This is a genomic window from Hyphomonas sp., from assembly GCF_017792385.1.
Lineage (GTDB): Bacteria > Pseudomonadota > Alphaproteobacteria > Caulobacterales > Hyphomonadaceae > Hyphomonas.
The window spans coordinates 756,962-778,189 of record NZ_CP051230.1; the positions used below are offsets into that span (position 1 = coordinate 756,962).

At 62.2% G+C, this 21,228-nt stretch carries 25 protein-coding genes; 10 read left to right on the forward strand and 15 right to left on the reverse strand.

Translation table 11 applies throughout. The features are described 5' to 3' along the window. Window positions 1-106 precede the first annotated feature (106 nt). From HF955_RS03660 to HF955_RS03675, 4 genes are read left to right on the forward strand one after another with little or no spacing between them, the layout of a single operon-like run. Entirely contained in the window at window positions 107-499 is a 393-nt protein-coding gene (locus HF955_RS03660; protein WP_291077987.1) for a MarR family winged helix-turn-helix transcriptional regulator, read from the forward strand. Then, window positions 496-1,179, forward strand: a complete 684-nt coding sequence (locus HF955_RS03665) for a response regulator (protein ID WP_291077989.1) — start codon at window positions 496-498, stop codon at window positions 1,177-1,179. The genes HF955_RS03660 and HF955_RS03665 overlap by 4 nt, the downstream gene beginning before the upstream one ends. A 5-nt stretch (window positions 1,180-1,184) precedes the next feature. Further along, the gene (locus HF955_RS03670) at window positions 1,185-2,480 is read left to right on the forward strand and encodes an ATP-binding protein (protein ID WP_291077991.1); all 1,296 of its coding nucleotides are present in this window, start codon (window positions 1,185-1,187) and stop codon (window positions 2,478-2,480) included. Window positions 2,481-2,510: 30 nt separating this feature from the next. After that, a complete protein-coding gene (locus HF955_RS03675; protein WP_291077993.1) occupies window positions 2,511-4,058 on the forward strand; it encodes a bifunctional GNAT family N-acetyltransferase/carbon-nitrogen hydrolase family protein in 1,548 nt (515 codons plus the stop codon). Here HF955_RS03675 and HF955_RS03680 read toward each other — a convergent pair. Next, window positions 4,055-4,744 carry an SOS response-associated peptidase gene (locus HF955_RS03680; RefSeq protein ID WP_291077995.1) on the reverse strand — a complete coding sequence of 230 codons (690 nt, stop codon included), beginning with the start codon at window positions 4,742-4,744 and terminating at the stop codon, window positions 4,055-4,057. The two genes, HF955_RS03675 and HF955_RS03680, sit on opposite strands and share 4 nt — an antisense overlap. Before the next feature lie 3 nt (window positions 4,745-4,747). Continuing rightward, window positions 4,748-5,650, reverse strand: coding sequence for a GNAT family N-acetyltransferase (locus HF955_RS03685; protein ID WP_291077997.1), 903 nt, complete (start codon window positions 5,648-5,650; stop codon window positions 4,748-4,750). A gap of 242 nt (window positions 5,651-5,892) precedes the next feature. Between HF955_RS03685 and HF955_RS03690 the strand changes: the two genes are divergently transcribed. The 3 genes from HF955_RS03690 (at window position 5,893) to zapE (ending at window position 8,181) form a co-directional block, all read left to right on the forward strand. Then, a complete protein-coding gene (locus HF955_RS03690; RefSeq protein WP_027838981.1) occupies window positions 5,893-6,327 on the forward strand; it encodes a response regulator in 435 nt (144 codons plus the stop codon). Between the two features lie 99 nt (window positions 6,328-6,426). After that, the gene (locus HF955_RS03695; RefSeq protein ID WP_291078000.1) at window positions 6,427-7,041 is read left to right on the forward strand and encodes a rhomboid family intramembrane serine protease; all 615 of its coding nucleotides are present in this window, start codon (window positions 6,427-6,429) and stop codon (window positions 7,039-7,041) included. Continuing rightward, complete coding sequence (zapE, locus tag HF955_RS03700) at window positions 7,042-8,181, forward strand: cell division protein ZapE (protein ID WP_291078002.1); 1,140 nt, start codon at window positions 7,042-7,044, stop codon at window positions 8,179-8,181. It begins immediately after the preceding gene. Between the two features lie 72 nt (window positions 8,182-8,253). Here zapE and HF955_RS03705 read toward each other — a convergent pair whose 3' ends face one another. The 5 genes from HF955_RS03705 to gntA all read right to left on the reverse strand — a co-directional run bounded on the left by HF955_RS03705 (window position 8,254) and on the right by gntA (window position 12,437). Further along, on the reverse strand, window positions 8,254-8,661 hold the full coding sequence (locus HF955_RS03705) for a hypothetical protein (RefSeq protein ID WP_291078004.1): 408 nt from the start codon (window positions 8,659-8,661) through the stop codon (window positions 8,254-8,256). 62 nt (window positions 8,662-8,723) lie between these two features. Continuing rightward, window positions 8,724-10,442, reverse strand: coding sequence for an EAL domain-containing protein (locus HF955_RS03710; protein WP_291078006.1), 1,719 nt, complete (start codon window positions 10,440-10,442; stop codon window positions 8,724-8,726). 170 nt (window positions 10,443-10,612) lie between these two features. Continuing rightward, window positions 10,613-11,152: a DUF421 domain-containing protein gene (locus HF955_RS03715; protein ID WP_291078008.1), complete on the reverse strand. Its 540-nt coding sequence runs from the start codon at window positions 11,150-11,152 to the stop codon at window positions 10,613-10,615. Then, window positions 11,152-11,745, reverse strand: coding sequence for an urea carboxylase-associated family protein (locus tag HF955_RS03720; protein ID WP_291078010.1), 594 nt, complete (start codon window positions 11,743-11,745; stop codon window positions 11,152-11,154). The genes HF955_RS03715 and HF955_RS03720 overlap by 1 nt, the downstream gene beginning before the upstream one ends. After that, entirely contained in the window at window positions 11,742-12,437 is a 696-nt protein-coding gene (gene gntA / locus HF955_RS03725; protein WP_291078012.1) for a guanitoxin biosynthesis heme-dependent pre-guanitoxin N-hydroxylase GntA, read from the reverse strand. Before gntA ends, HF955_RS03720 begins: the two co-directional genes overlap by 4 nt. Window positions 12,438-12,754: 317 nt before the next feature. On the opposite strand from gntA, the gene rpoH reads away from it, so the two are divergent. After that, the gene (gene rpoH, locus HF955_RS03730; RefSeq protein ID WP_027838989.1) at window positions 12,755-13,666 is read left to right on the forward strand and encodes an RNA polymerase sigma factor RpoH; all 912 of its coding nucleotides are present in this window, start codon (window positions 12,755-12,757) and stop codon (window positions 13,664-13,666) included. Here the strand turns inward: rpoH and HF955_RS03735 are convergent. Together HF955_RS03735 and HF955_RS03740 are read right to left on the reverse strand one after the other, a co-directional pair. After that, window positions 13,663-14,259: a hypothetical protein gene (locus HF955_RS03735; RefSeq protein WP_291078015.1), complete on the reverse strand. Its 597-nt coding sequence runs from the start codon at window positions 14,257-14,259 to the stop codon at window positions 13,663-13,665. The two genes, rpoH and HF955_RS03735, sit on opposite strands and share 4 nt — an antisense overlap. Before the next feature lie 253 nt (window positions 14,260-14,512). Beyond that, window positions 14,513-15,076, reverse strand: a complete 564-nt coding sequence (locus HF955_RS03740) for a hypothetical protein (RefSeq protein ID WP_291078017.1) — start codon at window positions 15,074-15,076, stop codon at window positions 14,513-14,515. Between the two features lie 53 nt (window positions 15,077-15,129). Between HF955_RS03740 and HF955_RS03745 the strand changes: the two genes are divergently transcribed. Both HF955_RS03745 and HF955_RS03750 read left to right on the forward strand, forming a co-directional pair. After that, window positions 15,130-15,702 carry a hypothetical protein gene (locus HF955_RS03745; protein ID WP_291078019.1) on the forward strand — a complete coding sequence of 191 codons (573 nt, stop codon included), beginning with the start codon at window positions 15,130-15,132 and terminating at the stop codon, window positions 15,700-15,702. Next, window positions 15,606-15,950 carry a TrmH family RNA methyltransferase gene (locus HF955_RS03750; protein WP_291078021.1) on the forward strand — a complete coding sequence of 115 codons (345 nt, stop codon included), beginning with the start codon at window positions 15,606-15,608 and terminating at the stop codon, window positions 15,948-15,950. Before HF955_RS03745 ends, HF955_RS03750 begins: the two co-directional genes overlap by 97 nt. On the opposite strand, the gene HF955_RS03755 is transcribed toward HF955_RS03750, so the two are convergent. From HF955_RS03755 to cysG, 6 genes are read right to left on the reverse strand one after another with little or no spacing between them, the layout of a single operon-like run. Continuing rightward, on the reverse strand, window positions 15,947-16,690 hold the full coding sequence (locus HF955_RS03755) for a phosphoadenylyl-sulfate reductase (protein WP_291078023.1): 744 nt from the start codon (window positions 16,688-16,690) through the stop codon (window positions 15,947-15,949). The two genes, HF955_RS03750 and HF955_RS03755, sit on opposite strands and share 4 nt — an antisense overlap. Before the next feature lie 5 nt (window positions 16,691-16,695). Continuing rightward, window positions 16,696-17,184 carry a DUF934 domain-containing protein gene (locus HF955_RS03760; protein WP_027838994.1) on the reverse strand — a complete coding sequence of 163 codons (489 nt, stop codon included), beginning with the start codon at window positions 17,182-17,184 and terminating at the stop codon, window positions 16,696-16,698. Next, on the reverse strand, window positions 17,171-18,829 hold the full coding sequence (locus HF955_RS03765; protein ID WP_291078025.1) for a nitrite/sulfite reductase: 1,659 nt from the start codon (window positions 18,827-18,829) through the stop codon (window positions 17,171-17,173). Before HF955_RS03765 ends, HF955_RS03760 begins: the two co-directional genes overlap by 14 nt. Further along, window positions 18,829-19,458: a glutathione S-transferase family protein gene (locus HF955_RS03770; protein WP_291078027.1), complete on the reverse strand. Its 630-nt coding sequence runs from the start codon at window positions 19,456-19,458 to the stop codon at window positions 18,829-18,831. Before HF955_RS03770 ends, HF955_RS03765 begins: the two co-directional genes overlap by 1 nt. Then, complete coding sequence (locus HF955_RS03775; RefSeq protein WP_291078028.1) at window positions 19,458-19,763, reverse strand: DUF2849 domain-containing protein; 306 nt, start codon at window positions 19,761-19,763, stop codon at window positions 19,458-19,460. Before HF955_RS03775 ends, HF955_RS03770 begins: the two co-directional genes overlap by 1 nt. Continuing rightward, window positions 19,760-21,166: a siroheme synthase CysG gene (gene cysG / locus HF955_RS03780; protein ID WP_291078030.1), complete on the reverse strand. Its 1,407-nt coding sequence runs from the start codon at window positions 21,164-21,166 to the stop codon at window positions 19,760-19,762. Before cysG ends, HF955_RS03775 begins: the two co-directional genes overlap by 4 nt. Between the last annotated feature and the right edge of the window lie 62 nt (window positions 21,167-21,228).

Sequence of the window (21,228 nt, forward strand, 5' to 3'; positions counted from 1 at the left end):
CTTATAGCATTTTTTGCGTTCATTTCAGAACATGGCCCCTGACGTCAACCTGAATAGACCGTTCGATCCGCGCCTTTTCCTTATGGATCAGGAGCTTGACCGGGGCGTGGGACTCTTGCTGGCCGGCAGTGCGGAATTGATGAGAGCCGCAGAAGAGGCCCGGCACAAGGCGGGGCTGAGCAAGCCAGAGCTGCAAATTCTCATGGCTGTGCGCTATTCGCCCGGCCAGACCGTGGGCGATCTGCGCGATGCGCTGAGCATGACGGTGCCGACCTTTGCCCGGATCATTGGCGAACTGGACAAGCGCGGCCTGATCGAACGAGAGCGCGAACAGGTCAGCGACAAGCGCCGCCGCACCCTGACCCTGTCGGAGGCCGGCACGACCTTGACGACCCAGATCACCATTGTCCTGCGCGAGCGCCTGCGCCTCGCTTACCGGAGCGCCGGCCCGGATGCGGTCGAAGGGGCCCGCAAGGTCATGGACGCACTTGTCAGATGACCCGCGACACAGCCCATATTCTCGTGGTCGATGATGACGACCGGATCCGTGACCTGTTGAAACGTTACCTGTCGCGCGAGGGTTTCCGCGTGACTTCGGCGCCTGACGCAGCGGCGGCCCGCAAGCTGATGACGGGCATGGAGTTCGACCTTGCCATTCTGGACATCATGATGCCGGGCGAGGATGGCCTGTCCCTGCTGAGATCCATGCGGGAAGGCCGCAACCGGGAAACCCCGGTCATCCTGCTGACGGCCCGGGGCGAAGCAACCAGCCGGATCGAAGGCCTGAGACACGGCGCGGACGACTATCTGGCCAAACCGTTCGAACCGGAGGAATTGTCCCTGCGCTGCGCCGCCATCCTGAGACGGTCCCACAAGGCCCCGCCTCCGGCCGAAGTGGAAATGTCCGGCATGGTGTTCAATGCGGAACGGGGCGAGTTGAAAGCCGGCGAGGACCGAATTCGGCTGACCGAGGCTGAGCTGCAACTGCTGACTGCCCTGGCAGCGACGCCGGGTGAGCCGGTGAGCCGCGAGGATCTGGCCGCCCTGACCTCGGCCGGCATGGAACGCTCGGTGGATGTGCAGGTCACGCGCCTGCGCCGCAAGATCGAACCCAATCCGAAGGAACCGATCCACATCCAGACCGTGCGGGGCATCGGCTACCGCCTGATGCCGGACTGAGCCGCATGTTCCGGTTGAGGGATATCACACCGCGCGGGCTGTATGCCCGCAGCATGCTGATGGTGATCGCGCCCGTCGTGCTGATCCTGTCGCTCATGTCCTGGTATTATTATGACAGCCATATCGCCGAGGTGAACCGCAAGCTGGCCCAGTCCATCGCGAGGGATGCGAGCCTGGTGCAGGCCTATTGCGACCGCCGGGAACAGTCCGCACTGGCCCATCGCACGATTGATGAACGCCTTGACCTGACATTCACCTGCGACAGCCCTGCCGGCCCGCTGGAACAGGCGAAATATGCGCATGTCTTCGCCTACAGCCGAACCCTGGACAATGAGCTCGAAACCCGACTGGGCGTGCCGGTGGAAACCGCGCTGGACCCGAAGGATTCCATGCTGCACCTGCGCTTCCCGTCCGGGCCGCGCACCGTGGAAATCATTGTGGAGCGCAAACGCGTTCTGGCGGCCAACACGCACATCTTCATTGTCTGGGTGATCCTGTTCTCATTGTTCATGGTGGCGCTGGCCATCGGATTCCTGAACCAGCAGGTGCGGTCGATCCTGCGCCTGTCCAAGGCGGCGCGGGCCTTCGGGCGCGGCCGGGACGTGCCGGACTTCCGCCCGTCAGGCGCCAATGAAGTGCGCGAAGCCGCCCGCGCCGTCATCGACATGAAAAACCGGCTGACCGCCTTTGCCGAACAACGCACCGCCATGCTGGCCGGGGTGAGCCACGATCTACGCACCCCGCTCACCCGCCTGAAACTGGCGCTGGCGATGATGGACGAGACCGATGACATCAAGGCGGCTCGCGCAGACCTTGATGACATGTCGATGATGCTGGACGAATACCTGACCTTTGCACGGGGAGAGGAAGGCGACGAGCCGAGCACGTTCGACCTGGCCGACCTGGTCCGGGACGCCGCGGCAGGGTTTGGCCCGCATATCGAAGTGACCGGTCCTGCCTCCATTCCGGTCAATGGGCGGCCGCTGGCCATCAAGCGGGCGGTGACCAATCTTGTGTCCAATGCGGCGAAGTTTGCCACCCATGTGCAAATCTCGCTTGTGGACGGTCCGCATGCGGTGGATATACATGTCGATGACGACGGACCGGGCATTCCCCCGGAGCGTCATGAGGACGCATTCCGGCCTTTCATGCGACTTGACGAAGCCCGCACCCAGAACACGCCCGGCACCGGGCTGGGCCTGACGCTTGCCCGTGATACGGCCCGCGCGCATGGCGGGGACCTTCGCCTCGGCGAAAGCCCGCTGGGCGGCCTGAGGGCCAGCCTGCGCCTGCCCCATTGAACCATCTCCTTTCAGAGGCATTTCTCCGCCATGAGCAATAGCAAAGCCAAGCTGATCATCCGCAACGCGACGCCGGATGACATTCCGGGCCTGCAGGCCCTGTCCGCAAAGGTCTATGGCGAGGGAGAAGAGTATTCCCGCGACCATTTGATGGCCCAGATCAACCGGTTCCCCGATGGCCAGTTCGTCGCCGAATATGAGGGCACGATTGTCGGCCACTGCGCCACCTTCATGATCGCCTCGGAACATGCCTTTGGCCCGCACACCTGGATGCAGATTACCGGCGGGGGCTATGCCGCCCGGCACGATCCTGAAGGTGATGTGCTGTATGGCATGGATGTTGCCGTCGATCCCGACTATCGCCGCCTGCGCATCGGCCAACGCTTCTACAAGGCGCGCCGCGAATTGTGCCAGTGGCTGGAGCTGAAAGGCATCGTGTTTGCCGGCCGCATGCCCGGCTATGCCCGTCGCGCCAGGCAGTACCCGAACCCGGAAGACTATGTGAAGGCCGTGCGCGAATCCAAACTTCGCGATCCGGTCATCACCTTCCAGCTGAACCAGGGCTATGAGCCGCTGGGCGTGCTGCGCCACTACCTTCCGGAGGATACGGACTCGATGGGGCATGCCACGCACATGTTCTGGGAAAACCCGCTGGCGCAGGAGAAGATCCAGACCAATACGAGCTTTGGCGACACGTCCCTGCCGGAGAGCGTGCGCATTGCGACCGTGCAATGGCAGATGCGGCGGATCACGTCGATTGATGAGTTCGAGGGACAGCTTGAATACTGGGTCGATATCGCTTCCGATTACAAGAGCGACTTCGTTGTCTTCCCGGAAATGCTGACCCTGCAATTGCTCTCGCTGGCCGAACGTCCGCTTGGTCCGGTCGATGCAATCGCACAGATCTCCGAATACACACCGCGCTTTGTCGAGTTCATGGAAAAGCTCGCCGTGTCGTACAATATCAACATCATCGGCGGCACGCATCCAAGCCAGATGCCGGACGGGGAAATCCTGAACGTCGCCCATGTCTTCCTGCGTGACGGGTCTGTGCACACGCAGCAGAAACTCCACCCGACCCCGTCGGAACGTCATTGGTGGAACATTCAGGGCGGCCGGGGCAATTCGGTGATCCAGACCGATTGCGGCCCCATCGGCGTAATGATCTGCTATGACAGCGAATTCCCGGAAATTGCCCGCCATCTGGTCGACCAGGGCGCGCTGATGCTGTTTGTCCCATTCTGTACGGACGAGCGGCGTGGATATCTGCGTGTGCGCTATTGCTGCCAGGCGCGGGCCGTCGAAAACCAGTGCTATGTCACCCTGTCCGGCGTCGTCGGCAATCTGCCCAATGTCGAGAACATGGACATTCATTATGCGGAAAGCTGTATCCTGACCCCGTCCGACTTCCCCTTCTCGCGCGATGGTGTTGCCGCAGATACGGCGCCGAATACGGAGACGATCGCCCTGGCTGACCTGTCCATTTCAGACCTTCTGACCGCTCGCCAGTCCGGCGCGGTGCAGAACCTGAAGGACCGACGTCTCGACCTCTATCAGGTGGCCTGGAAGAAGAACTAGGCTTCCGCGATCAGCTGCGGCCCCTGATTGCGGACATTGCCAACAGCCGGATCAACCGGCCAGGCATGCATGTCCTCTGTCGGGAAGGGCTCGTACAAATGCCCGACCTTGCGATTGTCGGCGTCCAGCCAGGTCCGGTAGTCGGACGGGTGCAGAATGACCGGCATACGTGTGTGGAGCCCGGCCATGAGATCGTTGGGCTTTGTGGTCAGGATGGTGAAACTGTCGATCTCCGACCCGTCGATCATGGCGCGATCCCAGAGTCCCGCAAAGCAGAACCAGCGACGATTGCGCAGGCCGATCGCATAGGGCTGCTTCTTGCCCTTCGGCCCGGTCCATTCATAAAATCCGCTGACCGGCACGAGACAGCGATGATGCCGGAACGGACCGCGGAACGTATTCGACGCCTCAAGTCCTTCGCTGCGGGCGTTGAAGGTGGAGAATTTCTTCTCGCTGAGCGGCTTCTTCCACCAGCTTGGCACCAAGCCCCACATGGCCGGGGCCATCTGGACGGCGCCGCGCGGCACATCCTCCCCTTCCGGGGCCATGCGGATTATCGGGGCATATTGCGTCGGCGCGATGTTGTAGGCGGGTGCCGGCGGCTGGACACCCTCGGGATGAATCAGGTTGAGCGCGTTGTGGTACTCTTCCCAAGAGACCCCATGCCGGAAGAAACGTCCGCACATCGGCTAGGGCTCGAACACGGCAGATGCGTCGCGACCGAGATCATAGGCGACATGATGTTTCAGCTTCTCGGTCAATTCGTTGACGTCTCCCTGCAACCGATCCGGCGGGATCAACTGGCCGAAGGTCATCCGGACATTCGCGCCCCGCTTGTTGAGGAGTTCATGGAACAGGGTGATGTCCCGCAGCTCCCCGTTCAGCTCACTGAAGAAGTAGAACAGCCACGAATTCCACGCATCGAGATTGAGCGGCAGGATGGGCGCGCCCTGTTTCCGGGCGAGGCCGACAACGGTGGAGAACCAGTCCTTCTCGACCAGCCGACCGTCTTCCTTTTTCGCAAGGCGCCCGGACGGGAAGATGACCACGCACTTCTCTTCGGCAAAGGCCTGACCGGCGCGTTTCAGTGTTTCGCGCGTCTTGGCGGGCGTGCGCTTCTCGGCCACCCATTCGACGGGGATGATGACATCCTGAAAGCGCGGATTGACCCGCACGGCATCGGCATTGGCAAAGAAGATGATGTCCTGGCGCACCTGCTTCAGCAGGTCCCAGACTGCGATTCCATCGGCCAGCCCGGTGGGATGGTTGGCAGCGATGATGACCCGGCCAGAGCCTGGCAGGCGGTCCAGACCTTCGATGTCGAGGGAGAAATCGAGTTGGCGGGACAGATGATCGAAGGAGTCGCGGCCATTCATCTGCATGATCGTGTCGGCCATTTCACGGGCGCGGCGATAACCGAGCGTCTTGTAGAGCACCGGACGCACGAGAGGCCAGGTCCAGCTTTCGCGGAGTTTCGGGCAGCGCTCCTCGATCAGCGTATCGACGATATGCTGGTCGGAATTTTTTTCTGCATCGAGAAATGCAGAGGCCCGCAAGGCGGGCGGATTCACGCTGAGGCTCTCATCGCTCATTGTGTACTGGCCACTCCGTTCTCCCCCCATATACATAGGGGGTCCGGCGGGTTGCCGAAAGCGGGAAGTACAGGATCATAGCCTGTCCCCGATGCGCTGCGAACCGCGCATTCTGTTGAAATATAAACACTTCGGAAAGTTTCGCTTTACCAAGACGTAAGAGCCGCGTGGCAAGGTAAATCCAGAACGGGGGGCCGTTTAAGCCTTTCCACCACAGGTCACACAAATCGGGATGAGCGTAGATGAAAGTTCTTTGGGTTGAAGATCACGAGCCGGTCAGGGACATGCTGGCGATTGCCGCGGACAAGGCAGCCCGCTCCCGCGTGCAGATCGACCTGGTCATGGCGCCGACCCTGATGGCTGCGGAATCCCGCCTGCGGCTGGAGCGCTTCGACCTTGTTGTCCTGGACCTCGGCCTGCCCGACTCCTTCGACCCGGACATGACGATTGCGCGGGTGGCAAACATGGGCAAATACCGCATCGCGGTTGTCTCCTCGATGGATGTGCGCGACCAGGCTGTCGAGTCGGCCCTGCGCTGCGGTGCGAACATCCACCCGCAAGCCATCTTCAAGGCGAACCTGCCGTTCAACCGCTTCATCCAGCGCCCGGACGCCTTCGAGGATTTCCTCATGGACCTGATGCCGGCGGCCGAGACCCCGGCGGTCTGCGCGGCCTGACCCAAACCGGCGCTTGCGAAGCGCCCCCTCCCCTTGCTAAGCCGCCCGGGACAGGTCCGGGCGGCTTTTTGCTGGGCATCAACAAGGAGCTGTAGTGACATGGAAACTCTAATCGCTTCCCCGGCTACATTTGGCATACTGGCTGCAAACGTAATCGCGAGCTTCATAGCATTTAGCTCACACGAGTTTCGCGAAGCGAACAGCTTTTGGATTCGGCCTATTCGTGAAAGCGGCCAGTGGCATCGATCAATCACGTCAAGCTTTCTGCACGTGAACACAGGGCACTTGCTAGTCAATATGCTGACGCTCTATTTCTTTGGCCCCCCCCTCGAGCGAATTTTTGGAACTACCAATTTCCTCCTATTGTACTTTGCGTCTCTCTTAGGTGGGTCCATATGGATGTACTTCGCTAAAAGGGACTCTCTGGACTACCGGGCAGTGGGAGCATCCGGCGCAATATCCGGCCTAATGCTGGCAGTCGCCGTTCTCTTCCCATTTGCTACGATCTACTTGATGTTCGCAATTCCAATTTGGGCAGGCGCTTTCGGTGCACTTTTTATCATCGTCAGTTTGGTCTTATCTCGGCGTGACAATGCCGTTATTGCTCACGGTGGCCACTTGGGCGGCGCGATTGCTGGCCTTATTTTGACCCTAGTGCTGCAACCGAATGCCCTCAGTCGGCTTCTGGCCCAGATCGCCGAACGGCTAGGCTGAATGGGATATGTGATCGACCGCTATGAGGCCCGCATCGGAAGCGGCCAGCTGACGCCGGACCCGGTCCAGGCCGAGGCCGCTTCGGCGCTGGACGATCTGGCTCACCGGCTGGCCAATCGCAAGACGGGCGGCTGGTTCTCGAAAGCCGAGACCGTGACCGGCCTCTACATGTGGGGCGGCGTCGGTCGGGGCAAATCCATGCTGATGGACCTGTTCTTCGAACATGCGCCGGTCGCGGCGCGCAGACGGGTGCACTTTCATGAATTCATGGCCGAAGTGCATGATCGGCTGGATGCATGGCGCCGGCTGACCCCGGACGAGCGCAAGCGGTCCGAATGGCGCGTCAAGGGTGCCGGCGACGACCCGATCGCGCCAGTGGCGAAACAGATCGCGTCCGAGGCGAACCTGCTCTGTTTCGACGAATTCCAGGTGACCCAGATTGCCGATGCGATGGTTCTGGCCCGCCTGTTCGATGCCTTGTTCGAGCGCGCCGTGACGGTGGTGGCCACATCGAACCGTCATCCTGACGACCTCTACAAGGACGGCATCAACCGCCCCCTCTTCCTGCCTTTCATCGATCATCTCAAGACCCATTGCCGGATCCTGGAACTGGCGTCGGACCGGGACTATCGCCTGGACCGCCTGATCGAGGCGCCGGTCTGGTATGCGCCGCTGGGGCCGGAGGCCGAGACAGCGCTGGAGGCGGCCTGGGACCGGCTGACCCTCGGCGCGGAACCGCAGCATTGCGTGCTGACCGTGAAGGGCCGGAAACTGGACGTGCCGCGCGAAGCCGCTGGTGTCGCCTGGTTCAGTTTCGAGGAATTGTGCGCCCGGCCGCTCGGCTCGCGTGACTATCTGGCGATCGCGGCCAATTTCAACACGGTCATCCTGTCCGGCATTCCGAAACTGGGCCCGGAAAACCGCAATGAGGCCGCCCGGTTCGTGGCGCTGATCGATGCATTCTACGAAGCGCGGATCAAGCTGGTTGCAAGCGCGGCAGCCGAGCCGGAACATCTCTATCCGGAAGGCGATGGCAGTTTCGAATTCGAACGCACCGCCAGCCGCCTGCATGAAATGCGCTCTACGGACTATCTGGCCGAAGCGCGCGTCGAGATCGATGTGGACGCGCCGCGCGACTAGCCGGCTGCTGCACATGCGACGCCTGTGAGGGCGCTTCGGGGACAGTCTGTATTTTCATCAGGGCTGCGCGGGTCAGGTGTCCGGCAGAGGCAGCGCGCGCGCCGCGATCCGGCGCGGGCGGCGTGGCTTGGGGGCAATGGCGAGCGGCGCGCTGTCCCGCTGTTCGCCGGGATGCACCGGGCAGGTGCCCGTGAGCGCCCGTTGCCAGGCTTTTGAAGGGGTGAAGCTGAAGGGATCGGGCGTCAGGTCTTCCGCGCGCCGTCCGATGCGGACCAGACGGACCTGGCCCTGCACGTCGATCGAGACCTGGAACGGGATGCGCCGACCATACCGCGTGCGCACATGAAAACGCAGTGCCACGACCTGCAGCCAGATCCAGAACCGGACGGGTTCGAGATGCGGCGGCAGGTCAAAAGTGAGCGGGGCAAACAGCCGGTCCATGCGCGCCAGTATACGCCAGGCCGCAAGGGGGTTGGACAAGAAACCTGCCCTGCCCCGTCACCGCAATGGATCTGGCCGGGGAAGGTGTGGGACAGAAGCGGTCAGGAAGCCTGCGTGATCATCGAGGGGGATGTCATTTCCCGGCACAGCACGGCGCGGCCAATCAGGTATCCCTGCACCAGGTCGCAATTGCGCCGGGCGAGCTGTTCCAGCTGCGAACTGGTCTCGACGCCTTCCGCGCAACTGACCAGATTCATCTCCCGGCACATTTTGAGACTGCCGGTCAGGACTTTCGGCAGAATGCCGGAATCGCTCTTGCCCAGAAGACTCTTGTCGAGCTTGACCTTTTTGAAGGGCAGTTCCTCAAGCAGGGACAGGGACGAATATCCCGTTCCGAAATCATCCAGTGCCAGAGACACGCCGGTCTCAACGATCCGGTTGAGGATCTGCTTGCTCGTGTCGATGTTCCGGAAGAGCACATTTTCGGTGATTTCCAGTTCAATTCGTTCCGGCTGAATGCCATGGCGTCTCAGCGCGTTCAAAAACTGGTCAGCAAATTCCAGCGAGGTCAGCTGGGATGGCGACACGTTGAAGGACAGGAAGCTGTTGCCGTCCGGCATCCATCGCAGCGCCTGATTGAGCATGGACCAGAAGAAGCTGTCGATCAGGCCGAGGCGTTCGACCGCCGGCATGAATTGCTGGGGCGTCGGCTGCCGGCGGAGCCCGCTTTGCGGCCAACGGGCGAGAACTTCATAGCCGGCAATGGAATGTGTCCGCAGGTCCAGAATGGGCTGAACGGCCGGCTGGAACCGGTTGTCACGGACGGCGCCGATGATCGTCCTGTCGAATTCCTCGGCGTCCATGTCGGACAGGTCCTCACGGCGGTCGAATGCCGCGATGCCGCCGCTCGCCGATTTGACCCGCATCATCGCCTTGTCGGCCGCGTGCATGAGATTTACTTCGTCGGCGGCATCCTCCGGATAGGCGGCAAGGCCGATCGAGGCCCCGACTGCAACCAGGCCGAGATCGGTATCGACCGGCGACACGATGGCGCTCTGTGCCCGGGCAGCAATCTCCAGTGCCGGATCGCCCGTATCCGGAACAAGAAAGGCGAACTCGTCCCCACCAAGACGGCAGGCAAAAATACCCCCTTCCAGCACGCTCAATCTTTGCGCCAACACCTTCAGGACATGATCCCCGACAGCATGACCATAACGGTCGTTCAACGGCTTGAACCGATCCAGGTCGATCAGGGCGCAGGTGAATGGCCGCCCCTGCCCGATCAAGCCTTTCATTTCCCGGATGAAGGCCCGCCGGTTCAGGATGCGGGTCAGCGGATCGGTATCGGCCAGCTGGCGAATTTTCCGCTCGGCCCGTTCCCGTTCCTGAATTTCGCCCTGAAGATCCGCAAGCATGTTCGCATGGATTTCCGTCAGCGCGTGAAACACGCCGAGCGCATTGAGACAGCCGGCATAGACACCGTCTTCGTGCACCAGGATGACGCCATTGGTGAGCAATTCCGATTTGTCCCGGATGTTGCCGAACACGCTGGCCGCGTCCTCATTCATTTCCAGAACGAGCGGATTGTAATCCAGCACGCCGCGCAATCCCTTCTTCTGATTGAGGGCGTAGCCATAGGGATTCGAGATCAGCCGCTGGAAGGCCTGAAGCGAGACAAAGGCAACGGGACGCCCCCACCGGTCAACGACCGGGCACAGGGTGGCCTCCGGATTGTTGACGAAAAATGCCGAGAGCGCATCGAAACTGTCATCTACCGACAGCGGCGGAAAATGCATCCAGGACGTGGAGCGAAACTTCATGACAAACCCATCTGCCCCACCCAAGGCAATCTGAGCGTTTCGCTATCAGTACATTCTGAAAACTTGGTAACCAGTAATGGCCATTACAGGACGTAAAGCCCGAAAAAACATGAAGTTATTGTGACACTCGACCTGTCCCAATGATGAGACGCACAGTCAACAAGGGCTCATCAGGAGCGGGGCACACCCACAATCGCGCCGGCCAGATGGTCTGCGGACACGTCCGCATCCGGCTTCGCGATCACGCTGAAGGAGGCATCGGTTTCCAGCACCACAGCCTCGGCATCCGAGACCTGTGTGATCCCCTGTTCGCGCAGGGCCGAGCGGACCTCCGACCGGGTAAGCCGTTCGGCCAGGATCGCATCATCGAGATACTCGCCCCTGAAGACCAGAAGACGCGGACTGGACTTCACCGCCTGTTCGGCCCGCTCGCTGCGCGCCATCAGCCAGGTCAGCGCCCACTGGATGGCGAGCAGGATGCCGATGGCAAACAGGGCTTCGAGCGCGGTGACGGAGTTCGACGTGATCCCGGCGCCCGCAATCGAGCCGAGCGCCACCGTCACCACCCAGTCGAAATTGTTCATCTGGGAGGTCGAGCGCTTTCCAGCCAGGCGGATGAAGGCGATGATTGTCAGATAGATGACGGGTGCGGCGAGCCCGATGCGGACATAATCCTTCCAGCCATCATGGAATATTGCCGAAATATCCATCAGGCCGGCTCCGGCGCGATGTCGTAGTCGATGGGCTTGTAGGCGAAATTGTTCGACTCGCCGGCCGAGCAACTGGTCATGCCGATCAGCAGGTCCATGCAGGCCTCGAAGGTGATGGACTGCCCCGCCTTGCTGAGCGGAGGCAGGACCTGGATCTCGCCGGTCTCGGGATCGGAGGCGACATGCATGAAGATGTTGAACGCGATCGGGATGTCATCCGGCCCGATTCCGTATTCTGACAGGGCCGCCTCGAGGTTTTCCTGGCAGCCCCCTTCCGGATCGGCCTGATCGTACAGTTTGCGGAACGTGTCCTTCGAACAGGGCGTCAGCGTGAAATCATGCCGGCCGACCTCGTCCGAGATGATCTTCAGCATGTCGCGGCTGCGATTGGAGTAGAGAATGTCCCCCGTGGAGAGAAACATGCGTCCGGCATAGTCGAGTGAACGGCCGGACGAGATCACTTCCTTCCGGTCGTCGAGATTGTAGGCAACCATGTCGCTGACCTGTTCGCCTTCGGGGTCGGTCACGGTCAGGCGCTGGCCCTTGCGGAGAATAAAGGCCGTGCCGGATTTCGGGGGGATGCGATGGGTCATTTGATCGGTTCCTGTGGGGTGAACGGACATTTCCAGTCCGGGCCGACCTCGCGGCCGGAATATTGGGCGGCCTCCGATCCGGCACCGAAATCGGCGAGCATCGGATTGACGGACCCGGCCAGCGCCTTGTCCCGCTCACGGATGATCTGCTTCATCTTGTCGAACCGGCCGTCGGCACGCAGGCGTTCGAACTGTTCGTGGGAATTGAAGACAAGCGCCGGATAGCGGAAGCGGCGGGCCGGTCGGGATGCATTCGGGTGAAGGCCGATGACGAAGAAAGCCTCGCCCAGAAGCCCCATGGAGAAATGGGCCGACTGCGGATCGCGCGCAGCATTCTCGGCCCATCCCCTGCCCTCGACGACATCGAGATTGTGCAGCGACTGGAGCCGGTTCCACAGGGCACGTTCGAACGCGGTTTCGGTAAGGCCGTCCGGGCCGGAGAAGATCGCCACGAAGGATTGCACGACCGGCGAGTCGAATTCGAGCTGGTCGATGAAGCCTTCCAGCGCCTGGCGCAACTTGATGTCTCCGGCGGCGGAATCGATGTCGCCGAATTCCGCAATCACCAATTGGTCCCGGACCATGGCCGACTTCGCCCCGATGCAGGGAAAGGAGTCGGATTTCACGAAGGCGCGGAACGCCTCTGTGGGGGTCTGGGTCGCGGGGGGCCTTTGTCGTGTGATCGTTTCCATGGGGGCGAGGTCCTGAACTGTTATCGCCCAACCAACCTCGCGACGGGCCAACAGGTTCCCCAATTTCAGGTGGAAGACAGCAGAGCCGGCTCAAGCGCCGGAAATGGCAGGATTACCGGCCTCTCATGACGCGGATTTCATGTGCAGGGAGGCTTCAAATGCGGGGGCCGACTCCTTATTTATGTTAATCCGCGATGACAATCATGCGGACAGTACGGGGCGACGCCGCCGCAAAGCGGGGCTAGACGTCTTTCAACATCTGAAGGCTGGAACGATCGCCGCATCGCGGGGTTGGTCAGCAAAGGAGGAGACAGATCATGGCGAACAAGATCAGCGCCAGCACGAGCATGACTCTCAGCCCGGAACAGGGTCTGAGCCGCTATCTGACGGAAATCCGCAAATTTCCGATGCTCGAGAAGAATGAGGAATTCATGCTCGCCCGCCGCTGGCGCGAGCAGGAAGATACCGAAGCCGCAGAAAAGATGGTGACCTCCCACCTGCGTCTCGTCGCGAAGATCGCGATGGGCTATCGCGGCTATGGCCTGCCCATGGCGGAAGTCATTTCCGAGGGCAATGTGGGCCTGATGCAGGCCGTCAAGAAATTCGATCCGGACAAGGGATTCCGTCTGGCGACCTATGCCATGTGGTGGATCCGGGCCGCGATCCAGGAATACATCCTGCGCAGCTGGAGCCTGGTGAAACTGGGCACCACCGCCGCGCAGAAGAAACTGTTCTTCAATTTGCGCCGACTGAAAGGCGAAATGCAGGCGCTGGACGAAGGCGATCTGAAGCCGGAACAGGCCAAGCTGATCGCGGAAAAGCTGAACGTCACCGAAAGCGAAGTCTATTCCATGAATGGCCGGATGTCCGGCTCTGACGCCTCCCTGAACGTGCCGATGGGCACCGATGGCGACATGGAGTGGCAGGACTGGCTGGCCGATGACGAACAGGGCCAGGCCGAGGAATTCGCCGACAAGCAGGAATTCAATGCGCGGATGGAACTGCTGACCTCTGCCATGGAAGATTTGAATGAGCGCGAGCGGCATATCCTGACCGAGCGCCGCCTGTCCGAGGAGCCGAAGACGCTGGAGGAATTGTCGGAAGTCTACAATGTCTCCCGTGAGCGGATCCGCCAGATCGAAGTGCGCGCCTTCGAGAAACTGCAGAAGGCGATGAAGCGGATGGCAAAGGAACAGGGCCTGCCGGCCGGGGCCGCGGGCGCAGCCTAGCGCCGGACCACCTCGCCGCCCCCTGCCGCCGCATCCAGATCCTGCCCCGGCCCGTCGGGTCGGGCCGATACCGTATCCCATTCCAGGCTGGCCGTGACCATGGACCAGGTCTCCTGCTGCCGGGCCCAGGTCGTTACCAGACAGGCCGGACCATCCCGGCCTGCCTGTGACAGGGTGTCGGCCGGCATGAGCGTGATCGCGGTTTCGCAGGCGATACCGCTGCGCGCAGCCGGCACCGGCGCGGCCGAGCAGGTGGCGAGCCTGGGCGGTGGACCGAGTATGGAGCGCTGGCGCACATAACGGCAGGCGGGCGCGGACGGGACAAGCGCGCCGCCGGACAGGGCCCAGTTGGCGAGGCGCCGCGTGGCAGCCTCATCCGCGCCCTGCAGGGTGGCTGGCGCGATTTCCTTGCCGCTCCACACACCCAATTCACGGTTGAGTCCGGCCTGCAAATGGCTGACATCCCGCACCATGGCCGCCCGGTACATGCCGGCTCCGGCTGATAGCGCCAACAGGCTGATTCCCACAGCGAGCAGGATCAGCGCCAACCGGTGTTCCCACAACACGGCCAAAGTTTTCTTGATGTCGCGCATCTGGACCCCCGGAGTCAGCCTGCGATTCGTTTTGGGACGGGACCTCCCTATCTATTTATGATTGCAATCACAATAGGCGTGATTGAATTTTTCGCGTGATTGGGGAAGAAACTCCGGCGCACATGACACCGGTAGCAGTCCTGCTACGTCGTCTCTCCGGCTCCTGCAGGGGGCGAGGCTCAGGCTGTGTCGTCGTGGCCGGAAGCGGCCTCGGGCGCATAGAAGCAGGGCGCCGGCCTTGCGACAGGGCCGTCTACTCAGGGTCTGCGTCCGTCGCCTCAGACTGTCGGTCCGCCTGATCGGCCTTGTCGAGCAATACGCTCTGGTCGAGATAATTGACGTGGAATCCGAGCACTTTCCAGGCTTCCTCGTCCCGTTTCCAGTTGATGGAGATCCTGCCGGGAGAGTGCTCGGTCTCGATGCCGATGACACAATCCGCAAAGGTGCCGGAGCGGGACTTGTCCAGATTGGCGGACGAGCGCAGCGAGCATGTCGGCGTGCCATACTCCGTCACCTGACCGAAATGCTCGATGATCCGCTGAACCTTGTCGATCTGAGGCTGCGTGGCCTCAAAATCCTGCGCATAGATCTCGTCGCCCATCGGGGGCGGCCCATCCTCCATGACGCGCTTGGCAAATTCCAGACTTGCGTCCGAACGCTCCCCCAACGCCGCGAACATCTTCACGCCCCCGCGCACGCAGGTTCCCAGCAGCCCCACGGCCAGCACGATGCCGCCGATGATCCACCAGATCGCACGTGACTTGCGCTTTGGTGGCGTAATTTGGTAATCGGCTGCGCCGTGTTCATTCTGTGTCATGAGACCCCATTCGAATTATCTCGTTCAATACATGTCATGATAGAGACCCGGCCATGCATCTGACAATACAGGTTGATCGGAAAGATGACCCGAGGTTGACGCCTTATCTGTCGATCCGCGAGAAGGATCTGACATCCGGACATGGCGCGCGCTTCATCATTGAGGGCAAGGTGACGCTGGAGACCGCGCTGCGGCGGGGGCGATTCAAGCTGGAAAGCGTGTTCCTGGCTGAAAGCCGGGTGGCGCCGCTGGCGGAATTGCTGGATCTGGTGCCGGAGGATGTGCCGGTTCTGGTTGCGCCGCAGGCGGTGATGGACGCCGTCGCCGGTTTCCCGATGCATCGCGGCGTGCTGGCCTGCGGACTGAAGGGGGAGATTCCGGCGCCGAGGGAGTTTCTTGGTCCTCCCCCGCCTGCGGGGGAGGACAGCCCCCTCCTTCTCCTCTCCGACCTCTCGAACCATGACAATGTCGGCGCATGTTTCCGCAACGCCGCCGCCTTCGGAGCAGGCGCCGTGCTGATGGACGGGCAGTGCTGCGACCGCTCTATCGCAAGGCCATCCGCGTCTCGTCCGGCAGCACGCTCTGGCTGCCCTATGCCCATGGCGGGACAGGCATCGACATGGTGAACGCGGCGAAGGCGGCCGGCTATGAGGTCTGGGCGATGACGCCCCGCATGGACGCTGCGCCACTCACCTCCCTGCCCCGTCCGGACAAGGTCGCCATCCTGCTGGGCGCGGAAGGGCCCGGCCTGCCGGAAGACCTGATCGCCGCCTGTACGCCGGTGCGCATTCCGATGTCAGAAGGGTTCGACAGTGTGAACGTGGCAACGGCGGGCGCAGTTGCGCTGGCGCACCTGTTTGCTGCGACGGCCTAGAATACCCGCGGGCGTTCCGTCTTTTCGACGTGGAGGCCGCATTCGGTCTTCTGCTGGCCGGCCCAGCGGCCTGCGCGCGGATCGTCCGGATTGTCGGATGGCTGGGTGCAGGGCCAGCATCCGATGGACGGATAGCCCTGGGCCACCAGCGGGTGGCGCGGCAGGTTGCGCTGCTTGATCAGCAGGTCAACATCTTCCGGCGTCCAGTTGGCCAGCGGATTGACCTTGTAGCGGCCACTGGCGAATTCGAAGACCGGCAGGCTCATCCGGGCCCCGCCATGGAAGCGCTTGCGGCCGGTGATCCAGGCATCAAACCCTTCCAGAGCCGGCTCCAGCGGACGCACCTTGCGCAGGGCGCAGCAGGCGTCCGGATCGGTCTTCCAGAGATTGTTCTTCGGGTCGAGCACCTTGCGCTCTGTCTCGCTCGGCGGGATGTCCCGCACGCCGGTCAGGCCAAGCTTCTCGATCAGCTCGTCCTTGTAGTCCAGCGTCTGCGGGAAATGCATGCCGGTTTCGAGGAAGATGATCGGCAGGTCCGGTTTCACATCGGCGATCAGGGCCAGCATGGCCACGCTTTCCGCGCCGAAGCTGGACACATAGGTCAGGCTGTCACGCCATTCCCGCACCATGGCGACACGCAGCACCGTCTGCGCCGACGCATCGCGCAGCTCGGTATTCAAGCGCGCGAGGCGGGCTTCCGGCGCTTCGGCCTTGCGAATGGAAATATCGCCATAGGGCATGTGGATCAGCCTTCGTGTCTCTTTCGGTACACCGGCGTCCGTTCACCCGCTGCGGGCTGGTAGACCTCGGAATACTCATTCAGTGCGTTCAGCACTTCATGTAGGTCAGCCCGGTCGGTCTCGTAAGCATCAAAGCCTGAACGGTTCATATAGAATATCTGATCCCGCAGGACGTGTCCGACGGCCCGCAACTCTCCGGTATAGCCGAAACGGCGGCGGAGCAGCTGAGCCTGGGAGTATCCGCGCCCGTCAGTGTATTTGGGAAAACTGATCTCGATCAGCTGGAGACGGTCCAGATGTTCCACCAGTTCATGCGGATCATCGCCCGGCTCCAGCCGCACGCCGATATCGGTGTTGCGGGCCAGGAGCAGGTCCTGCTCGCTGCGGAAGCGCGCCAGCGAAACTGTAATACAGCCACCAGGGGACAGCTCGCCCTCATCCGGCACATGGGCCCAGACATTGTCGATCTCCGTGCCGTTCTTAACCAGCGGCATACAGCGCCTCCTTGAAGGGATCGTGACCCAGCCGGGCCAGAGTCTCGATAAACAATTCGCTCTTGTCGGCGCGCAGGTCGCGATAGGTGTCGACAACTCGTTTCAGGGCGCCCGGCACGTCGTCTGCCTTCAGGCCCGGCCCGGCAATCGCACCGATTGCCGCCTTCTCGTCGGCCCGGCCCCCAAAGGTGATCTGATAGAATTCCTCACCCTTCTTGTCGACGCCGAGAATGCCGATATGGCCGACATGATGGTGGCCGCAGGCATTGATGCAGCCGGAAATATTGATGTGCAGGCGGCCAATGTCTTCCTGATAATCCGGATCGGCAAAGACCTGTTGCACGGCCTGCCCCACCGGAATCGAGCGGGCATTGGCGAGGTTGCAATAGTCCAGGCCCGGGCAGACGATCATGTCCGTGATCAGGCTTTCATTCGCGATGTGCAGACCGGCGGCCTTCAGTTCGCGATAGACATCCGGCAGATCGTCCAGCGCCACATGTGGCAGGACCAGGTTCTGGGCATGGCTGACGCGGATGTCGTCATGGGCATAGGTTTCCGCGAGGTGCGCCACAGTCATCATCTGCGCATCGGTGGCATCCCCGGCAAGGCCGCCCACCGGCTTGAGGCTGATCGTGACGGAGGCATATCCGTCCACCTTGTGGGGATGCAGGTTTACCCGCGCCCAGCGGGCAAATTCCGGATCCTCGGCCTTCAGCGCCTCCACGACCGGCGATGTGGGCGCCTTGGGCGCCAGGGCGGGCGGCGCGAAATAGGCATGGATGCGCTCGATCTCGGCCTGCGGCAGGTCAATCTTCTCATGCGGGCGCTGGGCCGCATATTCCTCTTCGACCAGGCGGCGGAATTCCGCTTCGCCCAGCTCGCTGACAAGGATCTTGATGCGGGCCTTGTACTTGTTGTCCCGGCGGCCGAAGCGATTGTAGAGGCGCATGATGGCTTCGAGATAGTCGAGCAGTTCGGCTTCCGGCACGAACTCGTTGACCAGTGTGGCCAGATGCGGCGTGCGCCCCTGCCCCCCGCCGACATGCACTTCAAATCCGACAACGTCGCCGCGCTTGCGGATGTGCAGGCCGATATCGTGCACACGGATGGCCGCGCGGTCATGTTCGGCTGCGGTGACGGCGATCTTGAACTTGCGCGGCAGGAAGGCGAATTCCGGATGGAAGGTGCTCCACTGGCGGATGATCTCGCACCAGGGGCGCGGATCCATCAATTCATCCTTCGTGGCGCCGGCGAAATGGTCTGAGGTGACATTGCGGATGCAGTTGCCCGACGTCTGGATGGCGTGCATCTCGACCTCGGCCAGCTTGGCCAGCACATCGGGAATATCCTTCAGCGCGACCCAGTTGAACTGAATATTCTGGCGGGTGGTGAAGTGACCATAGCCGCGGTCATAATCCCGCGCGACAATGGCGAGCTGGCGCAGCTGGCGGCCGCTGAGCTGGCCATAGGGAATGGCGACCCGCAGCATGTAGGCATGCAGCTGCAGGTAAACGCCATTCTGCAGCCGCAAAGGCTTGAATTCGTCCTCAAGCAATGTGCCGTCGAGGCGCCGCTCGACCTGTCCACGGAATTGCGCGACCCGCTCGGACACGATCCGGGCGTCAAACTCGTCATATCTGTACATTACGCAGCCTCTTTTGCGTGCGGGATACCGAGCGCCGCTTCCGTGCGGCTGACCCATCTCTCGACGGAGGGAAACTCGGAAAGGTCAAAGCCGCCCTCATGGGCGACGCGCGTATAGGCGACCAGGGCGATGTCGGCCAGCGTCATCGCGTCACCGACCAGCCAGTCCGTATAGGTCAATTGCAGCTCCATCACGCCGAGCGCGCGGCGGCCCTTGGCCAGGAGTTGCGGATCGATCTGGTCGTCCGGGGTCTTGAGATAGTGCTTGTGGAACCGGCGCACGGCGATCGCGGTCTCATGCGAGTACTGCTCCCAGAACAACCAGCTCATCATCTGCGCCCGGGTGAACGTATCCGCCGGAACGAGATCACTGCCGTCCTCTTCGGCCAGATAGAGCATGATGGCGTTGGATTGCGGCAAGGCGCGGCCATCAGGCCAGCGCGCCAGAGGCACCTGCCCGGCCGGATTCACTGCCAGGAAATCTTCCGTACGCGTCCCACCCTGCAGGATGTCCACTTCAACCCAGTCATAGGGAATGCCCAGCAGGTCGGCGGTCCATTTCGGCTTCATGCAATTGCCGGAAATGGAATCGCCATACAGGGTCAGGCGCGTGATCTCGCGGGTCGGCATCAGGCGCCATCCCCATACGCCACGGTCGGGCCGGAGGCGCGAATGGTTTCGCGCAGCGTCTCGCGGCCGGTGATCGCGCCGGTCTCGGTGACTTCCATGAAATAGGGATCGGTGACCTGCCCCTCCTGGGCCTGCGCCTCCGCAAGACGGGCCTCTGCCTCGTCTCCCGTGAAGGCTCCGATACGGGACGGGTCCTTCGTCCAGCTTCCGTCAGCGGTCATCCAGACATTCTGGCCGGTCGCGGTTTCCCAGGCGGTGACAGCTTTCGGAGTCTCGGGTTTCAGTTTGGGGCGGACGGATGTCATGCGAAAGTCTCCTGGACGACACCGCCGGTGAGGCCGATGGCGCCACTGGCGAATGGGAGGCCGGCCACCTCGCCGATGATCAGCAGGGCCGGCCCCATGATTTCATTCTCCGTGATCAGGTCCGGAAGTTCGGCCAGCATGCCGAAGACCTGGATCTCGTTGGGGCGGGTGCCATTCTCGATCACGGCCACGGGCGTGTCGGGGGCGCGGCCCGCCTCGATCAGCTTGTCGGCAATGGCCGGCGCCGTGCCGACCCCCATGAATACGGTGACGGTCTGGTTCGGGCGCGCCAGAGACTCCCAGTCGAGATCAGGCACGCCGCCGGATTTGGCATGACCTGTCACGAAGGTGAGGCTCTGGGCATGATCGCGATGGGTAAGCGGCACACCGGCCTGCGCCGCGCAACCGAGCGCGGACGAGATGCCCGGCACGACAAAGGCCTCGACACCCGCAGCCAGCACGGCTTCCATCTCTTCGCCGCCGCGGCCGAAAATGAACGGGTCCCCGCCTTTCAGGCGCACCACGCGCTTGCCGTCCCGCGCCGAGCGGATCAGCATTTCATGGATTTCTTCCTGAGGCACCGAATGGTTGCCCTTGCTCTTGCCTACCGGCACCCGGTCTGCGTCGCGGCGGATCAGCGACAGGATGTCATCGCTGACCAGTCGGTCGAAATAGACAATGTCGGCTTCCTGCAGCAGACGCAGGGCCTTGAGGGTCAGCAGTTCCGGATCGCCGGGACCGGCACCGACCAGGTGGACAACGCCCTGTGCGCGCCGCCCGTGAAGCGCGTCGCGCATGGCCTGCTGGGCCGCTTCAATCTCGCCGGCATAGGCCAGTTCGGCCGGTTTTCCGTTCAAGACGGTTTCCCAGAAAACGCGTCGGTCAGCGGAATCGGGCAGCGCGGCCTTGACCTCATCACGCATCCGGCCGGCCAGCGCCGCCAGATCGCCGATCCGGGCCGGCAACAGGGATTCCAGTTTCGTGCGGACGGATTTTGCCAGGACCGGCGCCGCACCGCCGGATGCGACGGCAGCCACGATCTCGCCCCGGTCGAGAATGGACGGCACGGTGAAATCGCACAAATCCGGCCGGTCGACCACATTCAGCGGCACGCCATATTGGCGGGCCCAGGTGATCGCGCGCTCCGTATTCTCGTCGAGGCGGCAGGCCACGATCGCGAACCGGGCGACGTCCAGCACCGGACCGGCTTCGGATTGCGGGGCAATGGTGATGCGGCCGGCAAACTCCTCGGCGAAGCCGGAATCGATGTCCTTGCCGATGATCACGGTGATGTGGGCGCTGGTCTTCGCCAGCAGCCGCACCTTGCGGCGGGCCTCTTCGCCGCCACCGAACACGACGACACGGGCATCGTCCATGTTGAAGAAAGCCGGGAATTGGCGCATGCGGGCGGGCCCCTGTTAGGTTAGCTGATCGATCAAAAGCCAAAATGGCTCTTGACGCGGCG